The organism is Nocardia anocheti, from assembly GCF_029675105.1.
Taxonomy (GTDB): domain Bacteria; phylum Actinomycetota; class Actinomycetes; order Mycobacteriales; family Mycobacteriaceae; genus Nocardia.
The window spans coordinates 279,421-298,952 of the sequence record NZ_JAQQFV010000003.1 but is presented as its reverse complement, the minus strand read 5'-3'; the positions used below and the strand labels follow the sequence as shown (position 1 = coordinate 298,952).

Annotated in this window: 14 protein-coding genes; 13 read left to right on the top strand and 1 reads right to left on the bottom strand. The window is 70.9% G+C overall.

From position 1 onward, the window contains the following. Positions 1 to 249 precede the first annotated feature (249 nt). The 6 genes from QC180_RS08880 to QC180_RS08855 are packed head-to-tail and all read left to right on the top strand — an operon-like array spanning position 250 to position 12,076. Entirely contained in the window at positions 250 to 1,677 is a 1,428-nt protein-coding gene (locus tag QC180_RS08880; protein ID WP_278262152.1) for a condensation domain-containing protein, read from the top strand. After that, on the top strand, positions 1,677 to 2,933 hold the full coding sequence (locus QC180_RS08875) for a glycosyltransferase (protein ID WP_278262151.1): 1,257 nt from the start codon (positions 1,677 to 1,679) through the stop codon (positions 2,931 to 2,933). The genes QC180_RS08880 and QC180_RS08875 overlap by 1 nt, the downstream gene beginning before the upstream one ends. Beyond that, positions 2,930 to 3,883 (top strand): ATP-binding cassette domain-containing protein, encoded by a 954-nt coding sequence (locus tag QC180_RS08870; RefSeq protein ID WP_278262150.1) that lies wholly within the window; start codon positions 2,930 to 2,932, stop codon positions 3,881 to 3,883. Before QC180_RS08875 ends, QC180_RS08870 begins: the two co-directional genes overlap by 4 nt. A gap of 8 nt (positions 3,884 to 3,891) precedes the next feature. Further along, on the top strand, positions 3,892 to 4,713 hold the full coding sequence (locus tag QC180_RS08865; protein WP_278262149.1) for an ABC transporter permease: 822 nt from the start codon (positions 3,892 to 3,894) through the stop codon (positions 4,711 to 4,713). Positions 4,714 to 4,723: 10 nt separating this feature from the next. Further along, positions 4,724 to 6,109 (top strand): hypothetical protein, encoded by a 1,386-nt coding sequence (locus QC180_RS08860; protein ID WP_278262148.1) that lies wholly within the window; start codon positions 4,724 to 4,726, stop codon positions 6,107 to 6,109. A 45-nt stretch (positions 6,110 to 6,154) separates the two neighbouring features. Continuing rightward, a complete protein-coding gene (locus tag QC180_RS08855; protein WP_278262147.1) occupies positions 6,155 to 12,076 on the top strand; it encodes a non-ribosomal peptide synthetase in 5,922 nt (1,973 codons plus the stop codon). Here the strand turns inward: QC180_RS08855 and rnhA are convergent, their stop codons facing one another. Next, complete coding sequence (gene rnhA / locus QC180_RS30220) at positions 12,077 to 12,922, bottom strand: ribonuclease HI (RefSeq protein WP_347567312.1); 846 nt, start codon at positions 12,920 to 12,922, stop codon at positions 12,077 to 12,079. 81 nt (positions 12,923 to 13,003) lie between these two features. Here rnhA and QC180_RS08845 point away from each other — a divergent pair, with 81 nt between their 5' ends. From QC180_RS08845 to QC180_RS08815, 7 genes are all read left to right on the top strand, one after another. Next, positions 13,004 to 13,165 (top strand): hypothetical protein, encoded by a 162-nt coding sequence (locus QC180_RS08845; protein ID WP_278262146.1) that lies wholly within the window; start codon positions 13,004 to 13,006, stop codon positions 13,163 to 13,165. Between the two features lie 95 nt (positions 13,166 to 13,260). Continuing rightward, the gene (locus QC180_RS08840; RefSeq protein WP_278262145.1) at positions 13,261 to 13,992 is read left to right on the top strand and encodes an IclR family transcriptional regulator; all 732 of its coding nucleotides are present in this window, start codon (positions 13,261 to 13,263) and stop codon (positions 13,990 to 13,992) included. A 311-nt stretch (positions 13,993 to 14,303) separates the two neighbouring features. Further along, on the top strand, positions 14,304 to 15,386 hold the full coding sequence (locus QC180_RS08835; RefSeq protein ID WP_278262144.1) for an ABC transporter substrate-binding protein: 1,083 nt from the start codon (positions 14,304 to 14,306) through the stop codon (positions 15,384 to 15,386). Next, the gene (locus QC180_RS08830; protein WP_278262143.1) at positions 15,383 to 16,243 is read left to right on the top strand and encodes an ABC transporter ATP-binding protein; all 861 of its coding nucleotides are present in this window, start codon (positions 15,383 to 15,385) and stop codon (positions 16,241 to 16,243) included. The genes QC180_RS08835 and QC180_RS08830 overlap by 4 nt, the downstream gene beginning before the upstream one ends. Next, the gene (locus tag QC180_RS08825) at positions 16,236 to 17,123 is read left to right on the top strand and encodes an ABC transporter permease (protein WP_278262142.1); all 888 of its coding nucleotides are present in this window, start codon (positions 16,236 to 16,238) and stop codon (positions 17,121 to 17,123) included. Before QC180_RS08830 ends, QC180_RS08825 begins: the two co-directional genes overlap by 8 nt. A 13-nt stretch (positions 17,124 to 17,136) precedes the next feature. Further along, positions 17,137 to 18,477 (top strand): LLM class flavin-dependent oxidoreductase, encoded by a 1,341-nt coding sequence (locus QC180_RS08820; protein WP_278262141.1) that lies wholly within the window; start codon positions 17,137 to 17,139, stop codon positions 18,475 to 18,477. 107 nt (positions 18,478 to 18,584) lie between these two features. Continuing rightward, positions 18,585 to 19,511, top strand: a complete 927-nt coding sequence (locus tag QC180_RS08815; RefSeq protein WP_278262140.1) for a TauD/TfdA dioxygenase family protein — start codon at positions 18,585 to 18,587, stop codon at positions 19,509 to 19,511. Positions 19,512 to 19,532: the final 21 nt, after the last annotated feature.

Below are 19,532 nucleotides of genomic sequence, written 5' to 3'. Positions count from 1 at the left end.
CCCCATACTTCAGTGCCCCGGGTTAGGGTGGCATTCCGCCACAATCAGAAGGTGAGTTACTTCACATCTCTAAATTCTGACTAAGAACCGTTTCAGAAAACTCTCAGAGTTTAGACTCCGAGGTAGCCCAGGGTTCGCCGGTGATTTCCGGTGCGGGATCCAGAGCAACATTCCCGGTGACGCAACCGCGTCCACCGCATCTCCGTGCGCGCCGTTCGCGGCTCGCAGTGCGTCATGAGGTCAGTCCGCATGGAATACACCCATCTCTCCGAATTCCAGATCCGCCCCGGCGACCTGTCGCTCTGGACGCCCGAGGTCACCACCCCCGACTCCTGGTGCGACGACGATCGCCCGCTGGCCAGCGTGCACGAGCAGTACCTCGGCTTCCTCGACCCCGAGGACGCGCGCCCGGGCCGTGGCCGCTGGATCGGCACGATCTTCGAGATGGACGCCCCGCTCGACGCGGGCGCCTGGGCCCGCACCCTCGAGCTCTGGCACGACCGCCACGAGGGTTTCCGCACCACCGTGGCGCCCACCGGCGACGGCGCCTACCACCGGATCACCACCGATCCGGGCACCGTGCGCGTCACCGCCACCGCGGTCCCCGACCTCACCGACGGCGACCTGATCAACGAATTCCTCTGCGACACTCTGGAACTGCGCCTCTCGCCGCTGATCTGGCCGCACCTGCTGGTGGCCACCGTCGCCCACGACACCGACGACTTCACCGTCCTGGTCGGCGCCGACCACTCCGTGCTGGACGCCTACTCCCAGGCTGTGCTCATCCTGGAACTGCGCACCCTCTACACCGCGGTCACCACCGGCGGCGAGATCCGTGATTCGGCCACCTTCGGCAGCGCCGCCGACTACGCGGTCTTCGAGCGCGCCGCCGCCGAGGAACTCGCCCCCGACTCACCCGCCGTCGGCGTGTGGCGCGAATTCCTGGGCACGCCGGGCTCACCCATGCCGCGCTTCGCCGAGGGCCTGGTCGCCGAACTCGACGGCGAGCACGCCCAGCCCAGCGTCTCGCGCACGCTGCTGGATCTGGGCCAGCTCGAGGAGGTCGAGGCCGCGCTGGACCGGATCCGGCACCGGCTCTCGGTCGCGGTATTCGCCGCGCTGGCCACGGCGAGCCGGGAAGTGTTCGGCGACAATCGTTTCCGCACCGTCATGCCGATCGCCACCCGGCCGGATCTGAGCTGGCTGGAGTCGATGGGCTGGTTCGTCAATGTCGTCCCGGTCGACGTCACCCTGCCCGCGGGCGCCGACATGGGCGTCGCGCTCGACGCCACGCGCGGCGCGCTCAAGCGCGCGCACCTGTGCAACGACGCCTCGTGGGGCCGTTCGCTGGCGATGGTCGGCGCGGTGGAGGGACCGGTCTACGGCGCGTCCTTCCTCGACATCCGCATGCTGCCCGACTACGAACTCGTCGCCGACCTGCGCGGCCGGACGCTGCGCGCGGTGTCGTACTCCACCGACGAGGTCTACTTCTGGGTGGTGCGTGGCCCCGAGGGGCTGTATCTGTCGACCCGGTATCCGGCGGGTCTGCCCGCCGAGGTGATGGATCGGTTCCTCACCGAGTTCGCCCGCGCGCTCTACGCGGTGACCATGATCGCGGCACCCCTCGCCGACGCCGCGTCCGTGGAGAGCGCGGCGGCGGCGCCGATCGCGGGCTGATGCGCGCACTGCTGGCCTTCACCGGGAGCCGGGGCGACGCCCAGCCCGGCATCCTGCTCGCCCGCGAACTCCGTGCTCGCGGGCACGTGGTGACCCTCGCCCTGTCCCCCAATCTCGTCGGTTTCGCCACCGCCCACGGCATTCCCGCGGTCGGATTCGGCCGCGACAGCGCCGAACTGCTGCGCACCCAGCACGAGGACCGCCGCTTCCGCAGTCTCTCGCCCCGGCAGCGGCTGCGCGCGGTGCTGGATCTGCAGCGTCGCGGGGTGGCCGAGGCGGTGCGCGATCTGCTCGTCCTGGCTCCGGGCCACGACGTGCTGGTCACCGGGATGGCCGGGGAGGAAGCCGCCGAGAAGGTGGCCCGGCGGGTCGGATCACCGTTGGCCGCAGTGCATTTCTTCCCGATCCACCCGAGCCGCTCGGTGCCGGTGGTCCCCACGAACTGGGGCGCGCGGATACCGCGCGGGCTCAATCGGCGCATCTGGTCCGGGCTGCGCCGGGCGCGCGACGCCGCCCTGGCCGAGCCGCTGTCCGAGTTCGGGATCGTCGAGCATCCGCTGGCGGGCCGGGTCTCGATCCAGGCCTACGACATCGACCTGTTCCCCGGCCTGGCCGCCGAACTGCCCGGCGGGCATCCGGTCACCGGTTTCGCCGTGGACGGCGACGGATTCCTCGCCGGGCCCACCGATCCCGCGCTCGCCGCCTGGCTCGACGCCGGAACCGCGCCGATCTACGTCGGTTTCGGGTCGATGGCCGTCGACGATCCCGCCGCCCTGGTGACGATGCTGCGCCAGGTGTGCGCGCGGCGCGGACGCCGACTCCTGCTCGCCGCCGGATGGGCCGGGATCGCGCCCGAGCTGTCGCCCGAGGTGGCCGTCGTCGAACAGCTCGACCACGCCGCGGTCTTCCCGCGCTGCCTGGCCGCCGTCCACCACGGCGGTGCCGGGACCACCGCCGCCGCGCTGCGGGCCGGTGTGCCGCAGGTGATCTGCTCGGTGCAGGCCGACCAGCCGTACTGGGGTCACGCGCTCACCCGGCTCGGCCTGGCCGTCACCCGGCCCGCCGCCGCACTCGACGCGGACGCGCTCTCGGCCCTGCTGGACCGGATCGCCGAACCCGCCGTGCTCGCGCGGGCCGCCGCCTACGCGCGCCGCTTCCCCGCCGACGGCCTCACCCGCGCCGCCGACGCGGTGGAATCGCTGCTGCCGCTGAAGGTTCCGACACCCGAATTCGACCACGCGGGGAGGCCGCAATGAGTACCGACATCGCGGTCCGCACCTGCGGACTCGGCAAGTCCTACGGCGATTTCACCGCCGTGGGCAGCATCGACCTGAGCATCGAGGCCGGAACCGTCTTCGCCGTACTCGGCCCCAACGGCGCGGGCAAGACCACCACCGTGCGCATGCTGGCCACCCTGCTGCGCCCCGATCGGGGCAGCGCGGAGGTATTCGGCTACGACGTGGTGCGCGACGCGACGGCCGTGCGTTCCATGATCGGGCTCACCGGCCAGTACGCCTCGGTCGACGAAACCCTGTCCGCCGGAGAGAATCTGCGCCTGTTCGGCCGACTGCTCGGGCTTTCGCGGCGCGCCGCCGCCCAGCGCTGCGACGAACTGCTCGAGGAGTTCGAACTCACCCACGTCGCCCGCCGCAGCGTCAGCGCGTTCTCCGGTGGCATGCGCCGCCGCCTGGACCTGGCCGCCACGCTCATCACGGTGCCACCGCTGATCTTCCTGGACGAGCCGACCACCGGCCTGGACCCGCACACCCGCGATCGCATGTGGGGCATCGTGCGCGGCCTGATCGAACGCGGCGCGACGGTACTGCTCACCACGCAGTACCTCGAGGAAGCCGACGCGCTGGCGGATCGGATCGCGGTCATCGACCGGGGCTCGCTGGTCGCCGAGGGCACCGCCGCCGAACTCAAGTCCTCGATCGGCGACCAGGTGCTGCGCCTGGACGTCCCCGAGACCGCCGACCAGCGTCGCGCGGAGGCCCTCGTCCAGGAAATGACCGGCCGGATCCCCGACGGGTCGTCGACCGGCATGCTCACCGTCGCGCTCACCGATGTCGCCGTCGCGGCCGACATCGTCGCGGCCTGCCGGGCGGCGAACATCGGCCTGCGTGGCTTCGCGGTGGACCGGCCCGACCTCAACGAGGTGTTCCTCGCCCTGACCGGCCACGCGCACACCGCCGACGCGGCCTGAGGAGAACCATGACCGTTACCGAGACCGCCCCCGCGCCCACCCGGGTGGTGCGCGCTCCCCGCGTCACCCGCATCGGACCCGTTGCCGCCGTGGCACATTCACTCATGATGGCCTGGCGCGGCCTGCTCACCTTCCGCCACAGCCCGCAGCTGCTCTACGACGCGCTGCTGCTGCCCATCGTCGGGCCGGTGCTGTTCGCGAGCATCTTCGGCACCGCCATCGCCGGGAGCACGCAGGCGTATCTGCCGATCATGATCCCGGGCGTGCTGGTGCAGATCGTGCTGACGTCCTCGGTCGCCACCGGCGTGCAACTCTCCGAAGACATCCACTCCGGGGTCTTCGACCGCTTCGTCGCCATGCCGATCGCCCGGTCCGCGCCCGTCGCCGGGGCGCTGCTGGCCGGGACGGTGCGCTACCTCATCGCCGCCACCACGGTGGTGATCGTCGGGTTCTGCCTGGGTTATCGCCCCGAGCACACCGCGGGCTTCCTGGCCGGGGCGGTGCTGGTGGTGCTGGCCACCACCGCGATCAGCTGGCTGTTCGCCTTCATCGGCGCCACCATCGCCCGGCCCGCCGCCGTGCAGGGCATGTGCATGCTGGTGCTGACCTTCCTCGGCTTCGCCTCCAACGCGCTGGTCCCCGAGGAAGCCATGCCCACCTGGATGCGGCACGTCTCGGACGTCAATCCGGTGTCCTACCTGGTCTCGGCGGTGCGCACGCTGGCCGCCGACGGCACGGTGGGCGCCGACGCCTGCTGGTCGCTGGTGGCCTCGGTGGTCGTGGTCGCCGTCTTCGCGCCGCTGACCGTGCGCACTCTCCGTTCTCGCTGAGGAGTCCTCGATGACCGTCACCACTCCCGCCGTCACAGTGGCCGCCGGGCCGTCCGGCCTCAACCGGATCACCGCCGACGACGACCTGTTCTTCAAACTGCACAGCCTCTACCCGAACGCCCTGGTCAACCAGCTGGCCTACCGCTTCGACGAGCCACTGGACCGCGAGCTGCTGCAACGCTGGCACGCGCACCTGGCCACCGGATTCCTCGCCCGCCGCGTGCGCACCACCCGGTTCCCCTTCGCGCGGGCGCACTGGGAACCGGCGACCGCGTCGCTGCCGCTGATCTGGTCGGACACCCCGATCCCCGACGAGGACGTGCTCGAGTGGTTCCTCGAGCAGGCCGCGGTGGAGTTCGATCCCGAACGGGGCCTGGTCTGGCAGCTCGCGGGCGCGCACACCGTGTCCGGTGGCACGGTGGTCACCCTGGTGGCCTCGCACGTGGCCTGTGACGGTGGCGGGATGATGCACGGCATCGTCGATTCGCTCGACCGGCTCGGGCGCGGCGCGGAGCCGGACCGGGCGGCCAGCGCGGGACGGCTGGTCGGGCCGGTGGCGGGTGCGGGTCGGTGGACCGCCGATCTGGCCGACGCCCGCGCCCAGTTGCGCGCCGTCGCCCGTGGCGTGCGGGCCGCGCGCCGGGCCAAGGGTGTCAGCGAGCCCGCGCGCAATCCCCGCCCCGCCGAACCGCGACTGCCGCACGCCCAGACCTGGCAGGCCGCAGAGACCATCGTCCAGCTCGATCTGGACTCCTGGGACGCCGTCGCCGCGGACCATGGCGGCACCACCAACGGTCTGCTGATCGGTGTCGCGGTGGGACTGCTCGGGCGCAGCGGCCGGGTCGACGACGGCGCGCGGGTGCGCGTCGACATCCCGCATTCGATGCGCGAGGCCGACGACCCGCGCGCCAATGCCACCACCGGCCTGCCGATCAGCGTCACCTACCGCGCCGGGCAGCGCGCCGACCTGCCCGCCGTGCGCGCCGCGCTCAAGGCCGCGGGCCTGGCCTACCGCGACCCGGCCACGATCCCGCCGATCCAGCATCTGCAACCGGTGCAGATGCTGCTGCCGAAGGTGGTGCTGCACAAGTTCGCCCGCACGGCCAAGGCCCCCGAATGCCTGTGCACCAATATGGGCCGCACGGCCCAGAACATCGCGCACCTGGGTCCGCACCGGGCACGTGACGTGATCATGCGGCCGGTGGTGAATCGCGGGCCGGTGGAACTGTTCCGGCAGGTGGAGGTGGGGGTGAATCTGGCGTTCTCCTGCGACGACGACACCGTCACCCTGGTGGTCACCGGCGCCGACCCCGACCGGTTCCCGACCCGCGCGGCCCTGCAGGATCTCCTGGCCGCCGAATTCGCCGAGTGGGGGCTCACACCGCGATTCTGGTGACCGCACCGGGTACCCACCGCAAGCTTAGGCTAACCTTCATTCTGCATGTTTCGTCTGAAGGGCAGTGGCACCATGAGTTCGTTCGGCCCCGCGCAGGAAGTCCGGCCGCTCAGCGCGGCCCAGCGGGAGGTCTGGTTCGCCCAGCAGTTGCTGGGTGAGGTGCCGCTCACCATCGCCCAGTACGTCGACCTCCGCGGGCCGCTCGACCTGGCCGCGTATCAGGAGGCGGCGCGGCGGACCGGACGCGATCTGGGCATGCATCAGCGTTTCGTGGTCGTCGACGGTGAGCCCGGCCAGGTCCACGATCTCACGGTGCGCGACGAGATCGAGGTCATCGATCTGCGCGCGGAGACCGACCCCGAGGCCGCCGCGTTCGCGTGGATGGGCGCCGACCAGCAGTCGCCGCTGGACGTCACCGTCGACCCGCCGATGTACACCACCGTTCTGCTGGTCGAGGACGACCGCCGCTTCCTCTACACCCGCGCCCACCACATCGCGGTGGACGGCTTCGGCGGTATGCGCGTGCACGAGCGCCACGCCCAGCACTACGACGCCCTGGTCGCGGGCACCGAAGCGCCGGGCGACACGGTCGATTCGCCCGGCCTGCTGGCCGCCGCGGATCTGGACTACCGCGCCTCGCGCCGTTTCGAGACCGACCGCGAGTACTGGCGCACCCAGCTGGCCGAGCTGCCCGACCCGGTCACCCTGGCACACCGTGCCGGTGACCCGGACCCGCTCCCGCGCCTGGCGGGCGCCGACCTGCCCGCCGATCTGGTCACCGCGTTGCGCGAGCGCGCGGACGGCCCCGGCAACGCCCCGGTGATCGTCGCCGCCTTCGCCGCGTACCTGGCCCGGATGACCGGCACCGACGCCGTCGCGTTGAGTCTGCCGATGACCGCGCGCACCACCGCCGCCCTGCGCGGCTGCGCGGGCATGACCTCCACCATCGTGCCCCTGCACTGCCCCGCCGACGGCACCATCGATACCGCGGTCGCCGCTGCGCGCGGCCGCCTCACCGGCGCGCTGCGTCACCAGCGGTATCGCGGCGCGGACATGTGGCGCGACGCGGGCCGGTCGATGCGCTCGCTCGGCTTCGGCCCCGCGGTGAACATCATGAACTTCCAGCCCGAGGTTACCCTCGGTACCGCGCGCGGCACCCTGCACCTGCTGTCCACCGGCCCCGTCGAGGATCTCGCGCTCAACCTGTACCCGGGCTCCGCAGACCAGCCGCGCATCGAGTTCGAGGCCAACCGGCACCGCTACCGCGCCGACGAGCTCGACGCCCACCTGCACCGATTCCTGCGGTTCCTCACCGCCTTCGCCACCGCCGACACCGCCACCCCGATCAGCGCGCTGCCGCTGCTCACCGAGGACGAGACCGCGCGGCTGGTCCCGTGGCGCGGCACCGAGACCGTCCCGCCCTCGACCCTGGCGGGCCTGATCGACACCGCCGTCGCCACCAACCCGGACGGCATCGCCATCGTCTACGGTGACCGGCAGTGGACCTACCGCGAATTCGACGCCGAGACCACCCGCCTGGCGCGCGCCCTGCTCGCCGCCGGTGCGGGACCGGAGACCCTGGTGGCGATGGCGGTCGAGCGGTCGGCCGAGTCCGTCGCGGCCGTCTGGGCGATCACCAAGACTGGTGCCGGTTTCGTCCCGATCGACCCGGGTTATCCGCCGGAGCGCATCGCGCACATCCTCGGTGACTGCGGCGCGTCCCTCGGTGTCACGACCGGCGCGCACCGCGCCCAGCTGCCCGACACCATCGGGTGGCTGCCGCTCGACGAGCCCGCGACCACCGCCGGTCACCGCGCCGACCCGATCACCGATGCCGACCGGCCGACCGCGCTGCGCGTCGATCATCCGGCGTACCTGATCTACACCAGCGGTTCCACCGGCCTGCCCAAGGGTGTGCTGGTGACCCACGGCGGCCTGGCCAATCTCGCCGCCGAGCGCCGCGATCGCTACGACCTGGGCCCACACGCGCGCACCCTGCACCACGCCTCCCCCGGTTTCGACATGGCCGTGGGCGAGATCCTGTGTGGCCTGGCCGGTGCCGCGACGCTGGTCATCGCGCCCCGCTATGTGATGGCGGGCCCGGACCTGTCGGATCTGATGCGGCGCGAACGCGTCACCAACGCGATCATCACCCCGGCCGTGCTGGCCACCCTCGACCCGGCCGCCCTGCCCGAGCTGGCCATGCTCGGCGTCGGCGGCGAAGCCATCCGCGCCGACCTGGTCGACGCGTGGTCACCGAATCGGTTGATGCGCAACGGTTACGGGCCCACCGAGGCCACCGATATCGCCACCATCGCCGAACTCAACCCGGGCACACCGGTCACCATCGGCGCCCCGCTGCGCGGATTCCACGCCGTGGTCCTCGATGCCGCGCTGCGCCCGGTGCCGCCGGGCGCGATCGGCGAGCTCTACCTCGGCGGACCCGCGTTGGCCCGCGGATACCACCGCAGGCACGCGCTCACCTCGGCCCGTTTCGTCGCCGATCCCTTCGGCCCGGCGGGCGGGCGCCTCTACCGCACGGGTGACCTGGTGACGCTCACCGCGGGCCCCGAGCCCGCGCTGATCTACCACGGCCGCAGCGACTTCCAGATCAAGGTGCGCGGACATCGCATCGAACCGGGCGAGATCGAGACCACCCTCACCGGACTGCCCGGCGTCGCCCGCGCCGTGGTCACCGCGCACACCGATCGGCGCGGCGCCCACCTGGTCGGCTACCTCGTGCCCGAGCCAGGCCACCCGCTCGACACCGCCGAGGTGCGCGACCGAATCGCCGATCTGCTGCCCGCCTACCTGCGACCCAGCGCCTACGTCGTGCTCGACACGCTGCCGCTGACCCCCAACGGCAAGCTCGACACCCGCAAGCTGCCCGCGCCGGACTTCGGCCGCACCGGATTCCAGGCGCCGAGCACCGCCGCCGAACGCAGGGTCGCGGCGGTCTTCGCCGAGGTCCTCGGCGCGGAACAGGTGGGCGCCGAGGACGACTTCTTCGACCTCGGCGGCACCTCGCTCACCGCGACCCAGGTCGCCGCGCGGCTGGGTGTGTCCGTGCGCGCCGTCTTCGACGCGCCGACGGTGGTCGAGCTGGCCGCCGGTCTCGCCGACACCGACGCCGCGGCCACGCCCGTGGCGGGCCCACGGCCGCAACACCTTTCGCTCGCGCCCGCCCAGACCCGCATGTGGCTGCTCAATCAGCTCTACCGCGAGTCGGCCGCCTACCACCTGCCCCTCGCGCTGCGGCTGCGCGGCGATCTCGACCACGACGCGCTCGTGGGCGCCATCCGCGCGGTGGTGCGGCGACACGAGGTGCTGCGCACGGTGTATCCCGTCGGCGAATCAGGCCCCCGCCCACGCGTACTCGACACCGATGCGGCGCTGGCCGATCAGGATTTCGCGCCGATCACTCTCGCCGAGGACGACCTCGCCGACGCCCTGGCCACCCAGGTCGCCGCGCCGTTCGACGTCACCACCGACATCCCGTTCCGGCTGACCGTGTGGCAGCTCGGCGACCGCGACCATGTGCTGGCACTGGTCGCCCACCACATCGCCGCCGACGGCTGGTCGCACGGTCCGCTCGTCGCCGACCTGTCGCTGGCCTACGCGGCACAGGCGAATCGGCGCACCCCCGACTGGGAGCCGCTGCCGCTGCAATACGCCGACTACACCCTCTGGCAGCTCGACCGCCTCGGCGACCGCACCGACTCCGATTCACTGGCCGCGCGTCAACTCGACTACTGGGTCTCGACGCTCGCGGGTGCGCCCGATCGGCTCACCCTGCCGGTCGACCGGGTGCGCACCACCGGCGCCGAGGGCGCGGGCGCCGCGATCGGCTTCACCGTCGACGCCGCCACCGCCGACGCGCTCACCGCCCTGGCCCGCGACCATCAGGCCACCGCCCACATGGCGGGCCACGCGGCCTTCGCCGTTCTCCTGCACCAGCTCTCGGGCAGCGACGACATCACCGTCGGCACCCCGGTCGCCGGGCGCGGCCACCCCTCGCTGGACCGCCTGGTCGGCATGTTCGTCAACACGCTGCCGCTGCGCACCACCGTCGACGCGACCGAGCCCTTCACCGCGCTGCTCGCCCGCTCCCGCGCGGTGACCCTGGCCGCGCTCGACCACGGCGAGGTTCCCTTCGACCACATCGTCGAAGCCGTGAACCCGCCCCGCGACGACACCCGCAATCCGCTGTTCCAGGCCGTGTTCTCCTTCGAGAACCTGCCCGCCACCCAGGATCTCGCCCTCGGCGACCTCACCGTCGACCTGCTCGACCTGCCCCAGGACACCACCCACTTCGACCTCGCCCTCACCCTGCGCGAACGTCCCGGCCACGGCTATGTCGCGAGCCTGCGCTACGCCACCGACCTCTTCGACGCCGCCACCGTCGCGGAGTTCGCCGAGCAGTACGTGCGTCTGCTCCGCGCGGTCACCGCCCGCCCGGACGCGACCGTCGCCGAGCTGCGCGATCCCGACCTTGTCCTGCCGCGCCACCGGCTCACCGAGACCGCGACCACCGGTGCCGACACCGCCGCCGACCAGCACGCGAGCGTGCGCGAACTCGCCGTCGCCCAGGTGTTCGCCGATGTGCTCGGCCTGGACGCGGTCGCCGTGGACGACAACTTCTTCGACCTCGGCGGCACCTCGCTGCTGGTGTTCGGCCTGCGCACCGAGCTGTCCCAGCGCCTCGGGCTCGACGTGGAGGCCCGCACCCTGTTCGAGGCCGCCACGCCGCGCGGGGTCACCGCGTCGGTGTCCGCCGGTGCGGCCGAGGCGGCCGACGGACGCTGGATCGAGATGCTCGAGGCCGACGCCCGCCTCGACGAGGACTTCCGCGTCCCCGAGCACGAACCCGCCGGTGCCGTCACCGCCCTGCTGACCGGTGCCACCGGCTTCGTCGGCATCCACCTGCTGCGCGAACTCCTCGATCACACCCCCGCCCGCGTCTGGTGCCTGGTGCGCGCCGACGACATCGAATCGGGCTATCAGCGGCTGGCCGCGACGATGGACCGCTTCGGGCTGGACTCCTCGGACCTGCGCGAGCGCGTGGTCCCGCTGCCCGGCGACCTGGCCGCCCCGCGCCTGGGCCTGTCCGAGGACGCGTGGACCGACCTCGCCGAACAGCTCGACGTGATCTACCACAACGGCGCCCGGGTGAACCACCTCGAACCGTACGAGGTGCTGCGCGCGGCCAATATCGGCGGCACGCGGGAGGTGCTGCGGCTCGCGGTGACCACCCGGGTGAAGACGCTGCACTTCGTGTCCACCGTGAACGCCGCGGTCGGTGTCGACCACACCGGCGTCGTCACCGAGGCCGCCGCCATCACCGCCGCCGAGGTGCCGCGCAACGGGTACATGGCCAGCAAGTGGGTCGCCGAACAGCTCGTGCTCGCCGCCGCGCGCCGGGGTCTGCCGGTCGCCGTGCACCGGCCCGGCCTGGTCTCGGGCGCCACCACCCACGGCACCGTGAACAGCGACGACGCCTTCTGGACACTCATCCGCTCCGCCGCGCACCTGGGCCTCGCCCCGGAGATCGGTGAGGCGAAGGTGACCCTGGCCCCGGTCGACTACGTCGCGCGCGCGATCGTCGCCCTGGCCACCGCCCGCCACCCCGACGGCGAGGTCTACCACCTCGTCAACCGCGAACCCACCCCCGTCGCGGCCATCCTCGACGTCCTGCGCGACAACGGCTACCCCGTCGAGACCGTGGCCATCGAGGACGCCGCCCACCGCCTGGCCGACCGCATCGGCGACCACGCCGACCTCATGCGCGCCGCCCTCATCGCCGAGAACTACCTCGGCGCGGGCGGCGGCGACCTCGTCATCGACGACGAACTCACCCGCACCGCCCTCACCGACACCGACGTCACCTGCCCCCGCGTAGACACCACCGTCCTCCACCGCTACATCACCGGCTTCATCACCACCGGCCTCCTCCCCCAACCCGTCTGATCAGGGCCGTCGGCGGTGTGCCAACCATTGCGGCGTGCAGCACCACTCGCACGGCTGCAGTTCGGTGGGATCGACCGCCTGCCAGGCCACAGGGACGATGTCATTGAGGTTGTGTCCGGCACGTTCGGACTGCTGTTGTCCCGCGCGCAGCCACTCACAATCGGGGTCGTTGTGGTAAGCCCGGCCCCCCGCAGTGCGAAAGCCGCGAGCGAGGACACCTGGCGGAAGTGCTCGACAGTAGTCACACTGGCCGAGCGGTAACTCGTGACGACACAGTTCATCCGTCTCCGGTGGCTCGGCCAGAGATGGCACGACAGCCTCGGGCGTGCCTCCGACGCCGAATAAATCCCCCGGGTGATAAGGCAGTGCCGAAGACGTCGTGGGTGAACGCTCCATTCGTTTGGCTTCCTCCGCGCCGCGAACGGCCAGGCGATCGGCTCGTTCGTTGTCGGCGTGCCCATCGTGACCGCGCACCCAGCGCCACTCGATGTCGTGACGATCCGACAGCTCGGCAAGGCGTTCCCAGAGATCGACGTTCTTGACAGCCTTCTTGCTCTTCGTCAACCAGCCGTTGGCCCGCCACATCGAGAGCGAGAGAGTGACACCATCCACTACATATCGACTGTCCGAATACACGCGGACCCGCGATGGTCGGGTGAGTGATTCCAAGGCACGGATCACCGCCAGCAGTTCCATCCGGTTGTTGGTGGTGGCTGGATCGCTGCCGTAGATCTCGCGCTCATGCTTGCCGTACCGCAATATCGCGCCCCAGCCGCCCGGGCCGGGATTGCCCGAACATGCGCCGTCGGTGAATACTTCGACGATTCGCTCCACGCCCTCCCCCATACAGCCACCGTACGCCGCTCTTTCCCCGATGACGATGGACCAGGGGTGAGGGCAAGTGGTTATGGTGGAGGTGTGGGCATCATGGGTGAGTTGTTTCCCGGGCAGAAGCTGCGGGACGAGGGCGGTGGGGACAGTGACGGGCAGGGGCATCGGCCGCGGGTGGATCTCGATCTCGACGCCGGGGTGATCCGGGTGTCCGGGGCGGTGGCACCGCGTGCCGAGGAGGACGACGCGCGGGACTGACCTGCGGGGAGTTCGGCTCAGCGGTGGGCGAACCATTGCGGGCCTGGGTGCGTGTCGCGGATAGTTCACGGCACTTCGCCGAGAGAGAGCCGCCCATGACCGCCACCGAAACACCCCGTTCCGGGGCCCGCGCCGTCGACCGTGCCGTCTACGTGCTCAACTGCTTCCAGGGCGGCGATCCGGAGCTGTCGCTGAGCGAACTGGCCCAGCGCGCCGGGCTGCCGGTGAGTACCACCTTCCGGCTGGCGCAGGCGCTGGTGCGCGGCCGCCTGCTCGAACAGGACACCGCCACCGACCGCTACCGGATCGGACACGGATTGGCCTGCCTGGCCCGCCCCGCGCTCTCACGCCTCGGCCTCGACGCCGCCGCACCCCACCTCTACGCGCTGGCGGCGGGTATCAAGATCACCGTCAGCCTCAGTGTGCCCGACGACGACGAAGCGCTCACCGTCTTCCAGGCGCGCCCACCGGTCTCCTTCTGCCACAACCAGATTCCGCGCGAACGCAGCCCGCTGCACAGCAGCGCGGTCGGGCACGCCCTGCTGGCCCACACCGCCACCGGCGCCGAGCGCCGCGAACTGTTCGACACCGTGCGCAGGCGCGGCTTCGCGGTCGAGGAGATCGACAGCGAGGAGCCGATCCGCGCCGTCGCCGTGCCCGTGCTCGGGCCCGACAAGCAGGTGTGGGGCGCGCTCGGCGTGCAGGCGCGGGCGGTGCGCCTGGACCACGATCTGGTGCGCGCCGTGGTGCCCGCCATGCATCAGATCGCGGTACGGATCGGCCCGTATTTCCACACCGCCGCCGGTACCGAATTCGGCGCACCGTGATTTCCACGATGTGAAAACAGCATTGCCGAACCCGTATCACGCACCGCACCATAGGAATTCGAGACGGCGATCTGCGCCGCTCCGCTGGCAGGAAAGACCGACATGACCGACACCCTCGCGCTCGTCCGCCGCAGGACGGTGGACCTGATGCGCCTGTCCCCCGGGTGCTGTCGCCGCTGATCTCCCGGCGGCCCCTCCGCGTCGCCCAGCGTTTCCCTCTCTCCCGTAAGTCCGTTCCGCGCGGATCGTCGCGGCGTGCCCATGTCCGGCACGTCGCGTGATGCCGCGCGCCATCGAAAGATTCGCCAACCATGCTGTCCACTCTCTTGCGACGACGTCCGCTGCGTGCGCTCGCCGCCGCGCTCGTCGTTCCCGCCGCCCTCGCGGTGGTCACCGCGTGCGGCGCCACCGACACACCGACGACCGCCGACGGCAAGACCGTGCTGCGCTACCAGGGGCAGACCGGCCTGGTCACCCCGTTCGAACTGGCCGAGAACCTCGGCTACTTCACCTCCATCGCCCTGCGGTGGGAAAGCGACACCACCAGCGGCCCCGCCAATATCCAGGCCGCGGCCACCAAGCAGGTCGAATTCGGCAGCGCGTTCAACGGCGCGGTGGTCAAGCTCGCCGCGGGCGGCGCGCCCGTGCAGGCGGTGCTGAGCTCCTACGGCTCCGACGCCAAGTCCTTCACCGGTTACTTCGTACGGGAGGACGCGGGCATCAAGACCGCGCGTGACCTGATCGGCAAGAAGGTCGGCATCAACACCCTCGGCGCGCACCACGAGTTCGTCACCCGCGAATGGCTGCACCAGCAGGGCCTGACCGAGGACGAGATCAAGCAGGTGCAGTTGATCGTGGTGCCCCCGATCAACACCGAGGAGGCGCTGCGCAGCGGACAGATCGATGTCGGCGCGCTCGGCGGCGTCTACCGCGAGACCGCGGTGCCGCGCGGTGGCCTGACCCCGCTGTTCACCGACAAGGACATCTTCGGCGAATTCGACTACGGCACCTACGTCTTCCGCAAGGACTTCATCGCCCAGAACCCCGAGGCCGTGAAGGACTTCGTCCAGGGCACCGCGCGCGCCACCCGCTGGCTGCAGATCACTCCCCGCGACGAGATCGTCGCCAAGTTCACCGAGATCATCAGCAAGCGCGGCCGCAACGAGAACCTGAAGCTGCTCGACTACTGGCGCAGCTCCGGCATCCCGGTGCCGGGCGCGGTGATCGCCGAACGCGAGATCCAGATCTGGATCGACTGGCTCGAACGCAACGGCGAACTCGAGCGCGGCAAGATCACCGCCGCCGATCTGTACACCAACAAGGACAACCCCTACGCCAACGGCACCTACCAGCCCGAGAGCGGTCCGACCGGAGAGGTGGTGGCCGCGAAATGAGCGACACCGCAGTCAAACTCGCCCTCCAAGGCGTCGGCAAACAGTTCGCCGTCCGGGGCAGCGCCGAGAAGTTCACCGCCATCGAGGACATCTCCATCGAGGTCGGCGCGGGCGAGTTCCTCGTCCTGGTCGGGCCGAGCGGTTCGGGCAAGTCCACCCTGCTCGACCTGCTCGGCGGCCTGAGCACACCGAGTTCGGGACAGATCCTGCTCGACGGCACCCCGATCTCCGGCCCCGGCCTGGATCGCGGCGTGGTGTTCCAGCAGTACGCGCTGCTGCCGTGGCGCACCGCCCGCGCCAATATCCAGTTCGGGCTCGAGGCCAAGGGCGTGCCGCGCGGGGAACGCAAGGCGATCGCCGACCACTACCTGGAACTGGTCGGCCTGACCGGCTTCGGTGACCGGTATCCGCACGAGCTCTCCGGCGGCATGAAGCAGCGCGTCGCCATCGCCCGCAGCCTCGCCTTCGACCCGGAGGTGCTGTTGATGGACGAGCCGTTCGCCGCCCTCGACGCCCAGACCCGCGAGTCGCTGCAGGACGAACTGCTGCGCATCTGGGAAGCCACCGGCAAGACCATCCTGTTCATCACCCACGGCATCGACGAGGCCGTCTACCTGGGCCAGCGCGTCGCGGTGCTGACCTCGCGGCCCGGCCGGATCAAGGCCGTCATCGATATCGACATCGCCCGCGGCGGCGACATCGACGTCCGGTCCAGTGAGCAGTTCCGCGAGTACCGCCACCGGATCTGGACCGAACTGCAGAGCGAGGTGAGCCGGGCCCAGCAGCTCGAGCTCGCCGCCGCCGAGGACAGCACCGCCTCGGAGGCATCCACCGACAGGAGTCCCGCCCATGTCTAGCGCCGTCCCGGTCCTCGACCGGCCCACCGAACTCGCCCCCGCGACACCGGCGCCCGCCGCGGCTCCGGCCCGCGCGGTCCCCGACTCCGTCACCAAGGCCGCCGCGGCCACCGGCCGCCTGCTGATCCGGATCGCCAAGCCGCTGCTGGCCTTCGCGCTGCTGCTCGGCGCCTGGGAACTCGCCCCGCGCTTCGGCCTGGTGGACGAGGTGTTCCTGCCCCCGTTCTCGGTGGTGGTGCAGGCGTTCGTCGAGCTGGCGGGCAACGGCCAACTCGGCGACCACATCTCGGCCAGCCTCACCCGCTCGGTCACCGGCTTCTCCATCGCCCTGGTGATCGCGGTGCCCGCCGGTATCGCCATCGCCTGGTACAAGCCGGTCTCGGACTTCCTCAACCCGGTGCTCGAGCTGTTCCGCAACACCGCCGCCCTGGCGCTGCTGCCGGTGTTCGTGCTCATCCTCGGCATCGGCGAGACCTCCAAGATCGCGCTGATCGGCTACGCGACCTTCTTCCCGATCCTGCTCAACACCATCACCGGCGTGCGCACCGTCGACCCCCTGCTGGTGAAATCGGCGATCTCGCTGGGCTTCTCACCGCTGCGGCTGTTCCAGAAGGTGATCCTGCCCGCGGCGGTCCCGTCGATCTTCACCGGCATCCGGATGGCGGCCTCGGGCTCGATCCTGGTGCTCATCGCCGCCGAGATGATCGGCGCGCGAGCCGGACTCGGCTATCTGATCACCGCCGCGCAGCAGAACTTCCAGATCCCGCAGATGTACGCGGGCATCGTGGCCATCTCGCTGATCGGCCTCGGTTTCAATGTCGCCCTCGTCGCCCTGGAACGCCGCCTCTCGCGCTGGCGCACCGCGGCCACCACCGTCTGATCAGGAGAAATCCGTGTCTCGCAGGACCTTTCATCTCAACGCCTTCCTGATGGGCGTCGGCCATCACGAGGCGGCCTGGCGGCATCCGCGCACCGAGGAGCACCGGGTGCTCGATGTGCGTCACTTCCAGGAGGTCGCCCGGATCGCCGAACGCGGCAAGCTCGACTCGGTGTTCTTCGCCGACACCCTCGCCGTCGGGCCCCGGGTCGAGCGCAATGCCCTCACGGTGTTCGAGCCGGTGACGCTGCTGGCGGCGATCGCGGCGGTCACCGAACGGATCGGGCTCATCGCCACCGCGTCGACCAGCTACAACGAGCCGTTCAACCTGGCCCGCAAGTTCGCTTCGCTCGACCACATCAGCGGCGGGCGCGCGGGCTGGAACATCGTCACCTCCGGCAGTGTCGACGAGGCCTACAACTTCGGGCTCGACGCCATTCCCGAGCACGCGCGCCGCTACGAGCGCGCGGCGGAGTTCGTCGACGTGGCGCTGGCGCTGTGGGACAGCTGGGAATCCGAGGCGATCGTCCTCGACACCGAGACCGGCGTCTTCGCCGACCCGGACAAGGTGCACACCCTCGACTACACCGGCGAGCGCTTCCGGGTGCGCGGTCCGCTCAATTCGCCGCGCGGACCGCAAGGCAGGCCGCTGCTGGTACAGGCCGGGTCCTCGGAGTCGGGCAAGGAATTCGCCGCCCAGCACGCCGAGGCCGTGTTCACCGCGCAGCGCACCCTCGAGGAGGGCCTGCGCTTCGCCCGCGACCTGAAGTCGCGCCTGGCCAAGTACGGCCGGGCCGAGCACGAGCTGAAGATCCTGCCGGGCCTGGTGCCGTTCATCGCCGACACCGAAGAGGAGGCCAGGGCGCTCGAGCAGGAGTTCACCGACCTCATCTCCCCCGACTACGCGCTGCGCCAGCTCTCCACCATGCTCGGTGTCGACCTCACCGCGCACGCCCTGGACGCGCCGCTGCCGCCGCTGCCCGCCGAGAGCGACATCGAGGGCGGCAAGAGCCGGTTCACGCTGGTCAAGGAGCTCGCCGAGACCGAGGACCTCACCGTGCGTCAGCTCATCGGCAAGCTCGGCGGCGGCCGCGGGCACCGCACCTTCGCGGGCACCCCCGAGCAGGTCGCCGACGAGTTGCAGCGCTGGTTCGAGGCGGGCGCGGCCGACGGCTTCAACATCATGCCGCCGTATCTGCCCGGCGGGCTCGAGGACTTCGTCGACCGGGTGGTGCCGATCCTGCGCGAGCGCGGCCTGTTCCGCACCGACTACGAATCCACCACGCTGCGCGGGCACTATGGCCTGGACCCGGTGGAAAGCCGCTTCGCCCAGCGGGATTCGCGGGTGAGCGCCTGATGCGTACCCGTCGGATCGAGATCGACCTGATGCGGGTGATCGCCAGCTCCTGTCCGGACCGAGGACCACCTCGCTTCCACTCCGGCTCCACCCGAAGGACCATCGACATGACCACCATCGAGAACACCCGCACCCTCACCATCGCGCCCGTCGCGGGCCACATCGGCGCCGAGATCGGCGGCCTGGACCTGCGCGAGGAACTCACCGACGCCCAGGTCGAGGAGATCACCGCGGCCCTGCACCGGCACAAGGTGCTGTTCTTCCGCGACCAGCACATCGGCCACGCCGAGCAGATCGCGTTCTCCCGTCGCTTCGGCGCGGTCACCCCGTCGCACCCGTACGACGACGACGCTCCCACCGAGCACCCGGAGATCCTGGCCGTCGACAGCAGGCTCTACGAGAAGAAGTTCGGCCGCAAGAAGTTCAGCTACACCAACAAGTGGCACACCGATGTCTCGCCGCTGATCAACCCGCCCTCGGCCTCGATCCTGCGCGCGGAGATCGCCCCGGAGATCGGCGGCGACACCCAGTGGACCAATCTCGCGGCCGTCTACGCGGCGCTGCCGGAGTCGCTGCGCACCTTCCTCGACGGTCTGCGTGCCGAGCACCGCTTCGGCGGCCGGATCCCGCAGTGGGAGGCCGACAGCGAGTACGCCCGCAAGATCGCCGCCGCACCGCTGGTCACCGAGCATCCGGTGGTGCGAGTGCACCCGGTGACCGGTGAGCGGGTGCTGTTCGTCAACCCCGGCTTCACCACCCGCATCCTGGGTCTGACGCCGCCGCAGAGCGATGCCCTGCTGCAACTGCTCTTCGACGAGATCTCGCACCCCGCCTACACCGTGCGGTTCCGGTGGGAGAAGGGCAGCATCGCGTTCTGGGACAACCGCGCCACCGCCCACCTGGCGCCCAGCGACCTCGACCACCTCGACGTCACCCGTGTGCTCTACCGCACCACCCTCGAGGGCGAGATCCCGGTCGGCGTCGACGGTGAACCGTCGCGGCCGATCGCCGGTGAGAAGTTCACCGGCGCCTGATCACCTCGCGGTGGTGCCCGG